This window comes from Pyxidicoccus sp. M15, assembly GCF_056858435.1.
Genome location: NZ_CM166495.1, coordinates 1,856,035 through 1,871,137, shown reverse-complemented (window position 1 = coordinate 1,871,137; position 15,103 = coordinate 1,856,035). Strand labels below are relative to the sequence as shown.

The 15,103-nt window shown below is 71.7% G+C and carries 17 protein-coding genes; 8 read left to right on the top strand and 9 right to left on the bottom strand.

Translation table 11 applies throughout. The annotated features are described in order from the left end of the window. Position 1: 1 nt before the first annotated feature. The 5 genes from ACX9TP_RS07450 to ACX9TP_RS07430 all read right to left on the bottom strand — a co-directional run bounded on the left by ACX9TP_RS07450 (position 2) and on the right by ACX9TP_RS07430 (position 4,066). On the bottom strand, positions 2-1,120 hold the full coding sequence (locus tag ACX9TP_RS07450; RefSeq protein WP_482979029.1) for a PilW family protein: 1,119 nt from the start codon (positions 1,118-1,120) through the stop codon (positions 2-4). Continuing rightward, positions 1,120-1,713 (bottom strand): type IV pilus modification PilV family protein, encoded by a 594-nt coding sequence (locus ACX9TP_RS07445; RefSeq protein ID WP_482979028.1) that lies wholly within the window; start codon positions 1,711-1,713, stop codon positions 1,120-1,122. The genes ACX9TP_RS07450 and ACX9TP_RS07445 overlap by 1 nt, the downstream gene beginning before the upstream one ends. A 5-nt stretch (positions 1,714-1,718) precedes the next feature. Then, positions 1,719-2,486, bottom strand: coding sequence for a pilus assembly FimT family protein (locus tag ACX9TP_RS07440; protein WP_482979027.1), 768 nt, complete (start codon positions 2,484-2,486; stop codon positions 1,719-1,721). 309 nt (positions 2,487-2,795) lie between these two features. Then, positions 2,796-3,701 carry a hypothetical protein gene (locus ACX9TP_RS07435; RefSeq protein WP_482979026.1) on the bottom strand — a complete coding sequence of 302 codons (906 nt, stop codon included), beginning with the start codon at positions 3,699-3,701 and terminating at the stop codon, positions 2,796-2,798. Continuing rightward, positions 3,698-4,066 carry a hypothetical protein gene (locus tag ACX9TP_RS07430; protein ID WP_482979025.1) on the bottom strand — a complete coding sequence of 123 codons (369 nt, stop codon included), beginning with the start codon at positions 4,064-4,066 and terminating at the stop codon, positions 3,698-3,700. Before ACX9TP_RS07430 ends, ACX9TP_RS07435 begins: the two co-directional genes overlap by 4 nt. Before the next feature lie 40 nt (positions 4,067-4,106). Between ACX9TP_RS07430 and prmA the strand changes: the two genes are divergently transcribed. Further along, complete coding sequence (gene prmA, locus ACX9TP_RS07425; RefSeq protein WP_482979024.1) at positions 4,107-4,973, top strand: 50S ribosomal protein L11 methyltransferase; 867 nt, start codon at positions 4,107-4,109, stop codon at positions 4,971-4,973. Between the two features lie 6 nt (positions 4,974-4,979). On the opposite strand, the gene ACX9TP_RS07420 is transcribed toward prmA, so the two are convergent. Then, entirely contained in the window at positions 4,980-6,344 is a 1,365-nt protein-coding gene (locus ACX9TP_RS07420) for a hypothetical protein (protein WP_482979023.1), read from the bottom strand. A gap of 472 nt (positions 6,345-6,816) precedes the next feature. Further along, complete coding sequence (locus ACX9TP_RS07415; RefSeq protein ID WP_482979022.1) at positions 6,817-7,941, bottom strand: metal-dependent hydrolase; 1,125 nt, start codon at positions 7,939-7,941, stop codon at positions 6,817-6,819. 83 nt (positions 7,942-8,024) lie between these two features. On the opposite strand from ACX9TP_RS07415, the gene ACX9TP_RS07410 reads away from it, so the two are divergent. The 5 genes from ACX9TP_RS07410 (at position 8,025) to ACX9TP_RS07390 (ending at position 11,338) form a co-directional block, all read left to right on the top strand. Further along, the gene (locus tag ACX9TP_RS07410; protein ID WP_482979021.1) at positions 8,025-8,483 is read left to right on the top strand and encodes an HIT family protein; all 459 of its coding nucleotides are present in this window, start codon (positions 8,025-8,027) and stop codon (positions 8,481-8,483) included. Positions 8,484-8,539: 56 nt separating this feature from the next. After that, positions 8,540-9,034 (top strand): hypothetical protein, encoded by a 495-nt coding sequence (locus ACX9TP_RS07405; RefSeq protein WP_482979020.1) that lies wholly within the window; start codon positions 8,540-8,542, stop codon positions 9,032-9,034. Between the two features lie 133 nt (positions 9,035-9,167). Next, the gene (locus ACX9TP_RS07400) at positions 9,168-10,208 is read left to right on the top strand and encodes an AraC family transcriptional regulator (RefSeq protein ID WP_482979019.1); all 1,041 of its coding nucleotides are present in this window, start codon (positions 9,168-9,170) and stop codon (positions 10,206-10,208) included. 109 nt (positions 10,209-10,317) lie between these two features. Continuing rightward, complete coding sequence (locus ACX9TP_RS07395; RefSeq protein ID WP_482979018.1) at positions 10,318-10,809, top strand: Mpo1 family 2-hydroxy fatty acid dioxygenase; 492 nt, start codon at positions 10,318-10,320, stop codon at positions 10,807-10,809. Between the two features lie 13 nt (positions 10,810-10,822). Further along, a complete protein-coding gene (locus ACX9TP_RS07390; RefSeq protein ID WP_482979017.1) occupies positions 10,823-11,338 on the top strand; it encodes an Mpo1 family 2-hydroxy fatty acid dioxygenase in 516 nt (171 codons plus the stop codon). 69 nt (positions 11,339-11,407) lie between these two features. Here ACX9TP_RS07390 and ACX9TP_RS07385 read toward each other — a convergent pair whose 3' ends face one another. Both ACX9TP_RS07385 and ACX9TP_RS07380 read right to left on the bottom strand, forming a co-directional pair. Next, entirely contained in the window at positions 11,408-12,745 is a 1,338-nt protein-coding gene (locus tag ACX9TP_RS07385; RefSeq protein ID WP_482979016.1) for an adenylate/guanylate cyclase domain-containing protein, read from the bottom strand. Between the two features lie 37 nt (positions 12,746-12,782). Further along, positions 12,783-13,778: an asparaginase gene (locus tag ACX9TP_RS07380; protein WP_482979015.1), complete on the bottom strand. Its 996-nt coding sequence runs from the start codon at positions 13,776-13,778 to the stop codon at positions 12,783-12,785. Positions 13,779-13,984: 206 nt separating this feature from the next. Here ACX9TP_RS07380 and ACX9TP_RS07375 point away from each other — a divergent pair, with 206 nt between their 5' ends. Both ACX9TP_RS07375 and ACX9TP_RS07370 read left to right on the top strand, forming a co-directional pair. Continuing rightward, the gene (locus ACX9TP_RS07375) at positions 13,985-14,719 is read left to right on the top strand and encodes a 16S rRNA (uracil(1498)-N(3))-methyltransferase (protein WP_482979014.1); all 735 of its coding nucleotides are present in this window, start codon (positions 13,985-13,987) and stop codon (positions 14,717-14,719) included. Between the two features lie 109 nt (positions 14,720-14,828). After that, a complete protein-coding gene (locus ACX9TP_RS07370; RefSeq protein ID WP_482979013.1) occupies positions 14,829-15,095 on the top strand; it encodes a GlsB/YeaQ/YmgE family stress response membrane protein in 267 nt (88 codons plus the stop codon). Positions 15,096-15,103: the final 8 nt, after the last annotated feature.

Sequence of the window (15,103 nt, the reverse complement as noted above, 5' to 3'; positions counted from 1 at the left end):
TTCAGCCTCCAGCACAGAGGAGCCCGTCGGCGGGCATGCGGCCCGTGCATGCGCCGGGCGTGGTGGTGTCCTGGGAGTAGGCCGGCAGCGGCATCTCCGTGGAGCGCAGGTTGCGGGGCACGAGCGTCGTCTCGTAGAGGAAGCGCCGGTAGCCGGCCGGCGCGGGCAGCGCCGTCTCACCCACCATGGCGGGGATGCGGGCCTCCATCCCCGCCTCGCGCAGCACCGAGTCCGCCACCGAGGCGCGCGCCACCAGGCGCAGGCGCACGGCGCGCACGTTGGCCGGGTTGTCGTTGCGGCGCAGCGGAGAGCCCGACGGCGTCTCGTAATCCGGAGGCGGGTGGGCCACGTCCCACCGGGGCACGAAGGCGTCACCGCTCTCCCGCAGGAAGGTGACGCGCAGGGCTTCGATTCCCTCGGCTACCGGCTCGCCCACCGCGTCCGGCCGCTCGCCCAGCCCGTGCGCGCGGAAGAGGTAGGGCCGGGGCGGCGTGCCCGGCAGGCCGTCGTCGTCCACCAATTGCACCGAGTAGTCGTGCACGTCCACCTTGAAGACGCGCGCGGGCAGCCCCGCCACCCCGTCGAAGCAGGGCTCGTCGAACACCGCCCCCAGGTCCGGGAAGGTCCCCGTCGCGGGGTCCAGCGGCAGCACCGTGGAGCCATCCGACGCGGGCACGTCCACGGACAGCCGGCCGTAGCCCCAGCGCATCGCCCCGGGACAGACGACCTGGAGCACCTGCCCCCGCCGCAGCGACACGGGCAGCGACGTCACGCTGATGCTCCCGGCGGAGGCGCCTCCCGTCTGCGCGACGGCGGCGCTGAACATCAAGTCCCGCGAGCGCACCACCAGCCGGTCCGACGCGTTGGGCCCCGAGCCCGCCCAGCCGTCCGGCAGGCCGAAGGCATACGCGGGCTCCAGGCCGTAGCCCGCCATGCGCAGCTGCCTCGTCAAATCATGCAGCGCCTGGCGCATACCGGCCTGCCCGCCGCGGATGCCCTCCTGCGTGTAGATGCCCCGGGTGAAGGCGATGAAGGCCGCGGCCACCGCGAGCACGGTGAGCATGGCCACCGAGGTGCCCATCAACATCTCAATCAGGGTGAAGCCCCGCCGAGCGCGCATCACCGACCCCCGCCAATTCCCGTGAGTGACACCGGGTTGAACTTGATGACCTGGCTGGAGACGCGGCGGACCGTGCGGCCCTCCTTCCACGTCACCAGCACCCACACGACCTTGCGCGCCCCGGAGTGCGCCTGCGCCGCCGGCACCGGGAGGCCGTCCGCGTCCACCTCGTTGACGACGAAGTAGCGCCGGTAGCGGTCCCACTGCCCGGCCCCCACGGGGAAGTCCGACTCCGGCAGCCCGTGCCAGGGCTGGGAGCGCAGCTGCGCCTCGCCATGGAGGCAGGCGACGTAGGCATTGTGCCCGGGCGCCGCCGCGTCCAGCAGCAGGCCGGCCGCGTCGGTGGGGTCCTCCGCGCACGGCGAGCCCGAGGGCACCAGCCGCGCGTCGTCGTACGCCCAGAGCTGTACCTGCGCCACCAGGTCCGTGGCCACGGCCACCGCATGCACGTGGCGCCGGGCGGCGGCGGTGGCCGTGCGCGCCTGGATGATGGCGCCGAGCAGGCCCGTCATCCCCAGCATGAAGACGATGGAGGCAATCATCGCCTCGATGAGTGTGAAGCCGGCGCTCCGGCGTGAGGGCTTGCGAGTCATGGCAGTCACGGGTGGCCGTCGAAGGAGCGGATGAGGCCGGTGCCCAGCAGCACGAGCGCGCGCACCTCGGCGCCCTCGCCATGCCCACCGAAGACGATGGAGCCCGCGCCGCGCACGTCCTCGCCCCCCTGCGCATCGAGGAGCGACACGCGTCCGTCCGGCTCGAAGAGGATGGCGCCGCGCACCGTGCCCCCGGACGACGAGCAGAAGGTGCAGGGCGCGTTGTCGGGCACCTGGCAGAACGGGGGCGGGAAGGCCCAGGCGCCATCCGCGCGGCCCGAGGCCAGCTCCACCGAGGGCGCGCCCGCGTCGCCGCAGCTCGCCCGGATGGGAGGGCTCACCAGCGAGCGGAAGCCCCTGGGCGCCAGGCGCACGGCGTCGCCGAAGTGGCCCGCGTCCAACACGCGGAACGCGGCGCCGGAGGGCGCGGGCAGCGGCGGCACCAGCTCCTCCGGCGTGCGCCAGCGCGGGGACTCCGACATGGCCTCATCCAGCAGGAACCACGGGTCCACCAGCGTCCAGAAGCGGATGCGCGCCTCCGTCCCGGGGGCCCCCTCCGCCGTGTCGATGAGCACCGCCGTGCGCACCCCACGGCCCATGCTGTGCGCGCGTGCCGCGGACAGCGCGGCATTCAGCTCCAGCACACCGCCGGACATCCGCGCCCGCGCGGGCAGCACGCCCAGCGCCATGACGGACAGGGTGACGAGGATGGCGAGGATGGCGAGCACCACCACCATCTCGATGAGCGTGAAACCCCCAGGGCGACTTCGCATCGGCACTCCGCAACGGCTGCACCGCCGTGGACCCGCTGCGGGAGACAGGAACCTGCTTCGAGTACGTCGCGCCGACGCCCCCGCCCCAGCCCCCCGAGCTGTGAGACCTTGTGCGGACCCGTGCCCCCAAGAATGCGTGCACGTCCGCTCGCCGCCCGCCAACCCCGCCCGGAATGAACGGTGGACATGGCTTTCCGGTTCCACGCCGTACCGGAGGGCAGGTGCGTGGATTAGCGAACGGTGCTCCGTGAAACGAAGGGGCGGATGTCCGCCGCGCGCCTGCGCGGGTGTTGGCCCGGAGGCAGGCGCCTACTCAGCGCCGAGGGCCACGTCGAGCGCGTCCAGCAGCGCGCCCGTCGGAGCACCGGGAAGCGCGGTGCACATGCGCACGAGGCCGCGCTTCATGCGCAGCCGGTGCGGGTGTTCCTGCGCCTCGCGGGCCAGCGCCTCCGGCGTCACCGGCTGCGCCAGCAGGATGGCGCAGGTGCGGAACGTCTCCAGCGTGTCTTCACCGTCCGACTGGAGGGTGACGGGCTCGCCGTCCAGCAGCAGTCCGGTGAAGGTCTCCTCGCGCACCTCGTCCGCGGTGAGCACCAGCGTCCCGTTGGACGTGAGGCGGGGCGCGGGTGGTGGCCCCCTGCCGCCGGCCAGCTCCACCAGGCCATCCACGGGTGTGTGCTGGCAGGGCAGCTCGCGCAGGGCCACCATCTCATCCCCCTTGCGCGTCTCGCGGACCTCGCCGCTTCGGGAGAGCATCACCAGGCCCGACACCAGCGCGGGCACCCCGAGGATGAGGAGCCCCGCGCCCCACGCGGTGGCCAGCTTGCGGTTGGACGCGCCGTAGTGGCCTTCAGGGTCGATGGCGCTCGTGTGCGGCGCGTCCGAGAAGAGCGAGCGTCCCAGCACCAGGGCTCCGCCCACGGCGGTGAACATGCCGCCGGTGCTCACCGCCGCCGCCGCGCCCCGGTTGGAGTACGTGGTGGTGACGGTGTCCGCGTACTCCTCGTGGAACTCCGTGCGGCAGACGTCCGCCGCGGTGAAGTGCAGGGTGAGGCGGGGCCACTGCGCGTCGACTCGCGCGTAGGCCAGCCGCTCTCCCAGCACCTTCTGCTGGGTATAGGTGCGCACCACGGGGCCGCGCTCGGTGCGCCGCTCCATGTCCAGGGGCGCGCACCCCACCGCGAGGACGAGCACCGCCGCGCCGAGCCGCTTCATGGCTGACCTCCCTCGGGCCGGAAGAAGCCCGCCACGTCCTGGCACTGGTTGAGGAAGCGCAGGGCGTCGTCACACGACGTGGGCGTCTCCGTGGTGGTGCCGTTGCTCAGCAACAGCTCGCGGCAGTCCAGGAAGCGCTCGCGCGAAGGCGTGGTGAAGGTGAAGTCCTCCGCCCCGCACCCGGTGCGTTCCTCCAGCGAGAACTGGCAGTCCAGGCCCGTGGCGAGCTGCGAGCCCACGCCGGGACAGGTGGCTGTCTGGCACAGCCGGTTGACGACATCCTGGCAGACGGCTGCGTCCGGCGCGGCGGGGCCAGAGCAGGCAGTCAGACAGAGCAGGGGCCACAAGACGTGAATGGTTCTCACGGGGCTTCCACGCTAGGCACAGGGGGATTAAACGGCCCGCATGTCCCAGACCTATCTGTCACTCACAGTGGAGTTGCCCGAAGAAGCGTCGGAGGCCGCACAGGATCTCCTCCATGAGTCGGGTGCACTAGGCCTCGAAGTGAGGGATCGCGAGACGCCCCCGATGCCGGGAGTCCGCGGCCCGAAGCCAGGCGAGGCCATCGTCATCGGCTACTTCGAGGACCGCGACACGGCCGAGGCCGCGCAGGCCGAGGTGGAGGCGACCTTCCCCGCCGCCCGCGCGGGATTGGAGGAGCAGCCGCAGCAGGACTGGAGCAACCAGTGGAAGTCGCTCATCAAGTCCGTGCACGTGGGCCGGCTGTGGGTGGGGCCGCCGTGGGACGTGGCGAACGCGCCTGCGGACGCGGTGCGGCTGGTGATTGAGCCGAAGATGGCCTTTGGCACGGGAGACCACCCGACGACGGCGCTGTGCCTGGCAGCGGTGGACGCGTACATGAAGGACCACCCCGGCGCGAGCGTGCTGGACGTGGGCACGGGGACGGGCGTGCTGGCCATCGCCGCGAAGAAGCTGGGCGCGGGCCGCGTGGTGGGCACGGACAACGACCCGACGTCGGTGGAGCTGGCGCGGGAGAACCTGACGGACAACGGGACGCCGGACATCGACGTGTCGGGGAAGGAGCTGACGGCGGTGGAGGGCACCTTTGATTTGGTGCTGGCCAACATCCTGGCGAACACGCTGATCGAGCTGGCGCCGCTGATTGCGCCCAAGGTGAAGGACCGGGCGATTCTCGCCGGCGTGCTGGCACACCAGCGCGCCGACGTGGAGGCGGCCTACCGCAACCTGGGCTTCACCGTACTCGCCGGTGCCCAGCAGGGCGAGTGGGTGCGCATCGACTTGCAGCGGTAGCGCCCACTACTGCGTGGGCGCGACCGGCCTGGTGGGAGTGGAGGCCACCGCGGTCTCCACTGCCGCGCCACCTGTCGCGGCAGTCTCCCTCGGCGCCTCGGGCAACCCACCCATGCTGGCGGACAGCACCTCGGTGGCGGGGCGCGAGGCACGCTCGGACGCCTCACGGGCGCGGGTGCCCTCGCCATCGTCCACGAGCTGATACAGCAACTGGATGCGCATGGCCTGGGCGTCCTGGGACAGGCGCATGGCCACGTCCCGCAGAACGGGCGCGCTCAAGCCATCCGTCTTCGCCAGCCCCTCGAACCCCTCTGCCTTCGCCTCGACGGCGCCAGTGACATACCAGACCAGGTCCCTGGCGCCGCGCAGGCCCTTCTTCTCCAGGTCCACCCAGGCCTCGGGCAACGCCTGGGCCAGCAGGGCGGAGTCAATCCACCCGAGAATCTGGTGCTTGTCGAAGTTGGTGTTGCGCTGGAGCCGCAGGGGGTCCGCCATCGCCATGCCCACCACGTCGTGGATGCCCTCCTCCTGGAGCCGCTCCTCGATGGGAGGGGTGATGCCGCGAATCATCGCCAGCGGCATGGAGCGCTCGGGAGGGACGTACGTGGGCTCCTTCCCGATTCGCTGCGCCTGCCGGGCGATGGCCTGCGCCACATACCGAGGCGCCATGCCGACACCGAGGTACAGCACCTGCATGCCCCACTCCGCGGGCTTGCCATTTCCTCCCAGGCCCGCGACCCACACCTTCGACAAGGCCGCGGCCATCAAGGGCCCCAGGGCCAGGGTGACGGCACACCAGAAGGCAGCTCCGCTGGTGATGTCATGGCGGAAGCTCCGCTGGCCCAGGTACAACAGCACGTAGACGTACGCGCCCAACGCCCCCAGACGCGCTGCTTCCAACGTGCTGTCGGCAATCCTCTGCGTCCCGTCCTTGACGAGCACGACGTTCAGCGCGCCCTCCGAAACGGGGTTGAGGACATAGGCGGCGACGGCGCCCATGGCGATGATGGCCAGGGCGGGCAGCCCATAGCGCAGCGCGATGTTGTTCGTATTGAAGTAACGGTCATTCGCTTCGACCATCTCCTTGAGGTTGGCCATGTCGCGATGGCCGAACCTATTGCCCTCCAATACTTTTCGAGAGATGAGGCGGGGCTTGATGAGCCCCAGGTAGAGCCCGTGGTGGAAGACCAGCAAGGCAGGCAGCGCCGACAGCGTCCAGGTCCAGAACGCGTACCGCGGAAGCAGGTTGCTCGCCAGGGCCGCGAAGATCATGGCCACCAGCACCAGGCCCCAGAATGTCCGCTCTCCCTGGAGCTCCTGTCGCAAGCAGAGCATCCCCAGCAGCACCAGGACCACGAAGACCAGGAGCACGCCCGTCCCGCTCCGCTTGCGGTTCTCCTGGGCGGGAGCCTCCCCTGGCGGTGGCGCTTTGACTTCCGAGGCCGCCTTGTCTTGGGTGGCGACTCCGGTTTGCTTTGCCGCCTTGCCTTGTGTGGCGGCTCCGGCTTCCTGGGCCACCTTGCCTTCACGGAAGTACGTTTGAAGCACTCCGGGCCACTTCCCTGGCAGGACGGCGCCCAGGTAGTTCACCGCCAGGACTCCCGCGGCGAGGATGAACAGCGATACGCCAAGCACGACCCGGAGTGCCTGCCAGGTTTTCGACCCGCGACTGCCGGATTGCGCTGCACCCAAGGCATGCGCCTCGGCCTGTGGCTCTTGCTGTGACATGTGTTCCCCCGACTGCCGCACGCCCCCAGTCTAGGCGTGAACGAAGGCCGGACGAAACCGGGGCCTGGCGGCGTCAGGGAGCCGGGTCAAGGTCTACTCAACCCGGGAGCGCGGCCTACTCGCCCGTCCGCGCGCGCACGGGCCGCAGGTCCCGGTCCAGCTCCACCACCGCGGTGCCCAGCCCGCCGCTCTGCATGCGCGAGTAGCGCACGTCGCGGATGGCGACGCGCCAGCCGGCCTCCGTCTGCGCCACGTCGTACGTGGGCAGGCGCAGCCAGTTGGCGAGCCCGCGAATCTCCGGCGCGGAGAGCGCGGCCTGGATGACGGGGCTGGGGTTCGGCTCGCGCGGCTGGCTCGGGCCGCTGAAGTGGAAGCGGTTGTCCTCCGCCTCCAGGAAGTCCGCGCTGACGAAGTGATAGCGGTCCGGCGCCAGCGCGATGATGTCCCGCACGAAGGGGTTGGCCGGAATGGGCCCGGCGATGGTGCGCTCCACCGGCAGGTTCTGCTCGCGCAGCCACGCCAGCGCGCCCGGCGCCGCCACCTGCGAACCCACCAGGATGGCGCCCAGGTACAGCACGAGCCCCACGCCGCACACCGTGGCCACGCGCTGCGCCGACACCGCGGGCGTGCCACGCAAGCGCAGCCACAGGATGGCGATGATGCCCACGCTCCACAGCACCTTGGCGGGCCAGGGCACGAAGTCGGGAATGGTGACGAGCGCGGTGGTGGCGGCGCCCAGCACCAGCCAGCCCGCGACGGAGCGGCGCGTGCGCGCATCCGCCATCACCACCGAAGCCCCCGCGAGCAGCCACACCCACGGGTCGATGATGAAGAGCGCGTCCCCGTAGAACCACGTCCCATCGAAGGGCATCAGCAACCGCACGCCGTACGTGTTGAGCCAGTCCAGCGCGGGATGGCTGAGCACCGACAACACCGAGCACACGAGCAGCGGACCGAAGCGCGCGGGAGCCAGCTCCGGGTGCCGCCGCCTGCGGACGTGTCTGTCCCAGAGCAGCATCAGCCCCGTGAGCACGAACGGCCACAGGGACAGCGCGAGCACGCCGTGCGTCCACCCCCGGCGCCAGTAGAGCGAAGCATCCGAGCCCGCGAGGGCGATGACGGCATCCACGTCCGGGAGGTTCGCGCCAATGACGAGCGTCGCGGTGGCCAGCGGCGTGGTCCGCTTCAGCCCCGCCTCCGCCATCCACGCACCGACGAGCGAGTGGGCCAGGTTGTCCATGGGCGCGAAGCACTCCAGTGAATGGACACCCCGGCACCACGAGCCCGGTCATCCAAGGGGAACTCGAGTATAGAAGAGGCGCGATGAGCAGATGGACCAATCCAGACGAGTGGGCCCGGCTGTGCAGCGGTGAGGCGTGTGTCATCTGCCTTCGCGGAGGCCCGCTGGACGTCCTCACGGAGCTGGAGTCCTCGTGGCTCACGCTGGGCGAGGACTCGCCGATGCGCGGCTACTGCTGCCTCGTGTTCCGCCGCCACGCCGTGGAGCTGCACGACCTCACCCCGGACGAGGGCGCAGCGTTCATGCGTGACATCCAGCGGGTGTCCCGCGTCCTCAAGCCGCTCACCGGCGCGGTGAAGCTGAACTACGAGGTGCACGGCAACTCCCTGCCCCACCTCCACATGCACTTCTTCCCGCGCTACGTCGGGGACGCATTCGAGGGCGGCCCCATCAACCCTCGCGCGGTGATGGGCCCGGTGTACGCCCCCGGCGAGCTCGAGGCGCTCCGCCAGCGCCTCCGTGCCGCGCTGGGCGGCGAATAAGCCGGGCCGGCACGGGCTCGACCTGTCGCCTGGCTCACGTCCGGACGAAATGACGGGTGGCTGACGTCCAGGGGCGGACGCAGATTGCCGGCACCATGACGCGTCCCACGGTGCTCCTCCTCAATGCCAGTGAGGACCTCCTATCCATCCTGAGTGAATTGCTCCAGGCAGAAGGGGTGAATACGGTCTGCGCGCGCATCGCGAACATCGAGCGGGGCCGCGAGGACTTCCCCAAGCTGGTGCTGCAGCACGACCCGGCGGCCATCGTCTTCGACGTGAGCGTCCCCTTCGGCCGGAGCTGGGCCACCTTCCAGGAGCTGTCCACGCGCCCCGAGGTCTCCGGCCGCCCCTTCGTCCTCACCACCACCAACCGGGAAGGGGCGGCGGAATACACCGGGCGGGACATCATCGAGCTGCTCCTCAAGCCCTATGACATCGGCCAGTTCCTCTCCGCGGTGAAGGGGGCGCTGAGCCGCTCCTCGCCCATCCCGCGTGGACGGACGCTGATGGCGGGCCCGGAGGACGACGCTCCCCCGGAGCTCTCCTCCTGAGACGGGAGCGCCCGCCTGTACCTCCGTGCTGGCGCCGGTGCCCAGGCCCACCGCTTCGCCCTGGCCTCGCGCCGCACCGGTGCCCGCGCCACGTTGGGCCCCGCGCCCGGGACGGGGTAGCGTCTCCGCCCGCGTGGAGACGCCGACCCCTTCCAGGCCCCCGGCCGACGTCCGGTCCCAGCTCGTGGGCCCGCTGCTCGCGTACCTGCGCGCGACGGGGCATGACCCGGCGCCGCTGGTGGAGCGCTTCCGCCTTCCCGCCAACGCCGCGTCCCTGCCCGAGGTCAGCCTCCCGCTGGCCACGCTGCACGCCTTCCTCGACGCCGCGGAGGCGCTCTCCGGCGACGCCTTCCTCGGACTGCACGTGGCGCAGCGGGTGCCGCGCGGCACCTACGGCCTGGTGGAGTACATCGCCCGGGCCTCCGCCACGGTGCGCGACACCTTCCGCGCGCTGGCCCGGTACATGGCGCTGCTGGAGCCCGCGTGGCACGCGTCGTTCCAGGGCACGGACGACGGCGGCGGCACCTTCGCCTACGGCATCCCCGGCGAGCCGCTGGCCTACGGCCGCCACGCCAGCGAGTACGGCCTCGCCCTCTTCGTCCACGTGGGCCGCCAGCTCACCGAGCGCCCGTGGACTCCGCGCGCCGTCGCCTTCGCCCACCCCGCGCCCGTGGACGTGCGCCCCCTGGTGGAGCACTTCGGCGTCACCCCGGCCTTCGGCGGCGGCCTCAACGCCCTCACCCTGGACGCGGCCAGCCTGGACATGCCCGTGGTGGGCGCCGACCCCGTCCTCCTCTCCGTGCTGGAGCGCGCCGCCGGGACACCTCCGCCGGCCGCCGCCCCTCCGCCCGTGCCCGACTTCGTGCAGCGCGTGCGCGAGGCCATCCGCGCGGCCCTGAGCGAAGGAGCGCCCCAGGTGGGTGACGTGGCGAAGGGGCTCCACGTCAGCCTCCGCACCCTCCAGCGCCGCCTCACCGAGCACGGCACCTCCTTCCAGGACGAGGTCGACACCGTGCGCCGGGAGCTGTCCTTCCAGTACCTGAAGGACCCGCACCTGGGCGTCAGCGAGGTGGCCTTCCTCCTGGGCTACGCCGAGCTGAGCACCTTCGACCGCGCCTTCAAGCGCTGGACGGGTTTGACGCCCCGCGTCTGGCGCGAGGGCGCCGAGGGCTGAGCCCCGGCAGGTGGCGTCCGCTGCCAGGAGATTGGCGCGTGCGGCCAGGAAACGCAGGCCGGCTTCACCTACCGTGCACGTCCCGCATTCCCTTTCCCCCGGAGGACGCATGCTCAAGCCCCAGGTGGTCGCCCTCTTCGACGAGTACTATTCCTCGCACCAGCACCCCACCAACCGCCTCACGCACAAGATTGCAATCCCTCTCATCGTCCTGCACATCGTCACGATGCTGGACTGGGTGAAGCTGGTGGCCCTGCCGGTGCTGCCGGGCGGAGTGCTGACGCTGGGCATGGTGGCGTGGGCGCTGACCGCCATCTGGTACCTGCGGGCGGACGTGAAGCTGGGCCTCATGGTGGTGCTGTTCATGGCCGCGTGCTTCCCCGTGGGCCGCATGCTGCCGACCTGGAGCGTGGTGGCCATCGCCGTGTTCGGCTGGCTGGTGCAGCTGGCCGGGCACAGCGTCTGGGAGAAGAAGTCCCCCTCGTTCCTCACCAACCTCGTCCACGCGCTGGTGGGGCCGCTGTTCTTCGTCGCGGTGCTCTTCGGGGACTACGTCCTCAAGCCCGTGCAGCAGGCGGCCGCCGCCCCGGTCCGCGCCTGAGAGTGCCACGCCCATGAGCTTCGCCGACAAGCTGCGCGCCTGGATGCCCCTGCACGAGAACGGCGTCAGCCGCGCCGTGCACTTCGTGGGCGCGTACATGTTCACCTTCGCCCTGCTGGTGCCGCTGAGCCTCGTGCGCGTGCCGGTGGGAGGCCTTGAGCTCACCGCGGCGCACGCGCTGGTGATGGCCGTGGCGCTCTACGCCGTCTCCCTGGAGTGGACGGCGGGGCTGCTGATGGCGCTGCCCCTGGTGCCCACGCTCGCCGCCGCGCAGTCGGTGGCGGGACTGCCGGGAAGCACCGCCGCGGGTGTGGCCGTGGGCGTCATGGCGGTGCGCTTCGCGCTCGTCGTCGGCGCGCACGTCGTCTTCGAGAAGAAGACCCACGGCCTGTCGCTGGGCGGGCCGCTGCTCTTCTTCATCGAGCCCGTGTACCTGCTCACCCTCGCCCTGTTCGCCCTGGGGCTGAAGCGCGAGCTGCACGCCCGTGCGACGGCGGGCGGCGCGCCCGCGGCCCGGCTGGCGACGTGACGGGCTGAAGCAGCACGGGCCGCCGCGCCAGAAGCGCGTCGAGCGGCGAGCCCCCCCGCGGCGCGACGACTACGTGCCCGCGGCGACCGGGAGGGGCGGGACGACGGGCGCCAGCTCCGAGGCGGGGAGCCGGCCTTCGAGCGTGTAGACGACCACCGCCTCGCGCCGGCCCCTCACGTGCGTCTCCGGCAGGCGCTCACCGACGAAGCGTCCACCGCCCTGCCGCCAGGTGCTCTCGCTCACGAGGATGTCCACGCCAAGCGCCTTGGTGAGCCCCTCCACGCGCGAGGCCAGGTTCACCGCGTCGCCGATGACGGTGTACTCGTGCTGCTCGGCGCCCCCGAGCATGCCCGCCGCCACCACGCCGGTGTGCAGGCCGATGCCGATGCGCAGCCGGGGCTTGCCCTGCTGCTCCCGGTGCGCGTTGATTTCCTCCAGCCGCGCCCGCATGTCGAGCGCCGCGCGCATGGCCAGCTCCGCGTGGTCCTCGCGGTGGTCCGGCACGCCCCAGCACGCCAGCATCCCGTCCCCGAGGAACTTGTTCACGATGCCGTCGCGCGCCATGACGATATGGGACATGTGCCCGAAGTACGCGTCGAGCAGCTCCAGCACCTCGCGTGGCTGAAGCGTCTCGCTCAGCGCGGTGAAGTCGCGGATGTCGCTGAAGAGGATGGTCACCTCGCGCTGCACCGGCTCCAGGGACACGTCCCCCAGCCGCATCACCCGCTCCACCACCTGCTTTGGCAGGAAGCGGGACAGCCCGTCGCGGCGGCGCAGGTTGAGGAACATGCCGCCCACCTCCGCGTTCGTCAGGGCGATGAGCGCGCCCAGGGCCACGTAGCAGCACACGACGAAGCTGACGCGCGCCGCGGAGCCGTGGTTCGTCACCCCCGCGAGCAGCGCGTACGCCGAAGACGACAGCGCCGTGGACAGCAGCACGTGCAACCACGAGTAGCGCGCCACCGAGAACGCCAGCACCATGCCCAGGCTGGCCGCGAGCATGCCGGCGTCGAAGTGGTTGGAGCGCGTGAAGGTATGCCACGCCATGTAGGAGAAGAAGCCGGTGTCCACCACCGTCGTGGGCAGCGGGAACCACCGGGCCTTGTTGGCGTGCGGCTTCTGGAAGCGCAGCACGATGAAGGCGACGAGGGCGAACAGCGCGTAGCCGCCGATGGCCAGCATGCGCTCCAGGTCCATCACCGGCCGGATGCGCTCTCCGGTCAGCTCCGCGAGGACGCCCTGGGTGAACGCCAGCAACCCCAGCACGGCGAGGCGGAGGAAGGACACCCGACGCTCGCCCACCAGCGAGCTCTCCGCCAGCACCACCGCCTCGTTGGCGCGGCCCTGCTCGAAGCGGGCCGCCGTGGTGTCGCGGCCCATTCCGTGGCGCTTGTGACGTCGGCGCATGATGAGGTGTTCCTCCAAGTCGTTCGAGCGGCGGCCTTCAGTGGAAGCGCAGCGCGCCGGTGGCCCGCAGCTCGCCCACGGGCTCGCCCCGGGTGGTGCGAAGCACCGGCTCCGCATGGTGCCTCAAGTCCGCCAGGGGCAGCGACAGTCCCCGGCGCTCGGCCACCTGCCCCAGCACGGACAGCAGGGCGGGAGCCGAGCAGCGCCCGTCCCCGTCCTCCACCTTCAGCGCCAGGCCCAGCCCCAGCGCCGGCAGCGCCGCGCAGTAGATGCCCTCCGCACCCACCTTCGCCACCACCGCGCCCCGCGCCGCCGCCAGGACGTCCGTGCACGGCCGCCCGGTGCCCGCCACCAGCTCCGGGTGCGCCACCATGGCCTCACGCAGCCGCCGCGCCGCGGGCTCCGGAGAAACGCCGAAGCGCGCGTAGGAGGTGGCCATGGCGCGCAGGGACAGCGCGAAGCACACCGCCGTACACCCATCCACGCCCAGCCTCACCGCGTCGCGGGACTGGCCCGTCCAGCGCAGCACCTCCGCCAGGGCGCGCTCCTGCACCGGGTGGCCGGCGCGCTCGTAGCCCTGGGTGGCCCAGCCGTGGTGCCGCGCCAGCGCGAGCATGCCGGCGTGTTTGCCCGAGCAGTTGCTCCAGCGCGGGGTGATGACGACGCCCGCGCGCAGCGCCTCGTCCGCGACGGCCTGGGACAGCGGCGGGTGCGGGCCACAGGCCAGCTGGTGCTCCTCGCAGCCGCACGCGCGCAGCATGGACGCGGCGAGCGCCCGGTGCATCGGCTCGCTGGAGTTCGAGCCACACGCCAGCGCCAGCTCGCGCGAGCCGAAGCCGTAGTGGTCTGCCGCTCCGTCCTGCACGAGCGGCAGCGCCTGGAAGGGCTTGGCCGCGGAGCGCCACCAGGTGAAGCGCAGCGGGTCCCCGGCCTGCGCGACGAGCGCGCCCTCCGTGTCCACCACCGCGACGGACACGGCGTGGACGGACTCGACCAGCCCCGAGCGGGTGGTCTCGATGGTCAGCGTGGACATGGCCCCGCCAGATACCAGGACCGGCGCCGCTTTGCTCGGCCCCTTCCCCTGCGTGGGCCGTCCGCCTCCCTGCCTGCCTTACGCCACCCGACAGCCCGGGAAGCGACGGCGCGGAGCAGCGCGCTGGCGCGGGGCGGCGGCTTGCTGTTGAAGTCGCGCCCCCTTGCCTGACGCGGGACGCCCCGAGCCCGCTGGAGGAAGCCGCCGTGGTCCGCCTCTTCGTCCCGCTGCCCGAGCCCGCCCCCGCCGTGGTGGAGCTGACCGGAGAACGCCGCCACTACCTCCTCCACGTGCTGCGCCTGGTGGAGGGCGACGCGCTGGAGGTCTTCGACGGCACGGGCCGCGCCTTCGAGGCGCGCGTGGCGGGCGTGGGCGCGGAAGCGGTGCGCGTGACGCTCGGCACCGCGCGCGTGGCGCCTCCCCGCCGCGCGGTGAGCGTGCTGCAGGGGCTGCCCAAGGGGGACAAGCTGGAGTGGGTGCTGCAGAAGGGCACGGAGCTGGGCGCCACCGCGTTCTTCCCAGTGGCCACCGCGCGCAGCGTGGTGAAGCTGGAGCCGAAGCGCGCGGAGGAGCGCACCGCGCGGTGGCAGAAGATTGTCGAGGAGGCCTCGCGCCAGTGCCGCCGCGACGACGTGCCGCGCGTGGAGACGCCGCGCCCCCTGCTGGAAGCGGCGCGCGCGCTGGCGGCTGGCACGGTGCTGCTGGTGCTGGATGAGGAGGAGTCCGCGGTGCCGCTGGGCGAGGCGTTCCGCGCGGCGGGGCCGGGCACGCCGGTGGCCCTGGTGGTGGGCCCCGAGGGCGGGCTTGCGCGCGACGAGGTGGATGCACTCGGCAAGCTGGGGGCGCGAAACGTCACCCTGGGAAAGCGCATCCTTCGTACCGAGACCGCGGCTCTGGCGGCTCTGGCGGTGATGATGCACCTGGATGGGGAACTCGGGTAGCGAGCGACCAGTCGTGCGCCCGGGCCCGGCGGGTTCCCAATGTCGGATGGTGATTCCTAGGTTTCTGCCGTCCGGGACCTGATGGTCCCTCAACACAGGAGAGACACTCATGGGGATCATCGCATTCATCGTCATCGGCCTCATCGCGGGTCTCATTGCCCGCGCCATCCTCCCGGGGCGGCAGAGCATGGGCCTGGTGGCGACGACGTTGCTCGGTATGGTGGGCTCGCTCGTGGGCGGCCTGATTGGCTCGCTCTTCCAGCGTGATGGCCGTCTGTTCGACCTGCATCCGTCGGGCATCATCATGTCGGTGATTGGCGCCATCGCCGTCCTCTTGTTGGTCGGGGCAGCGGGACGACGTCGGGTTCATGCCTAGGGGTGACT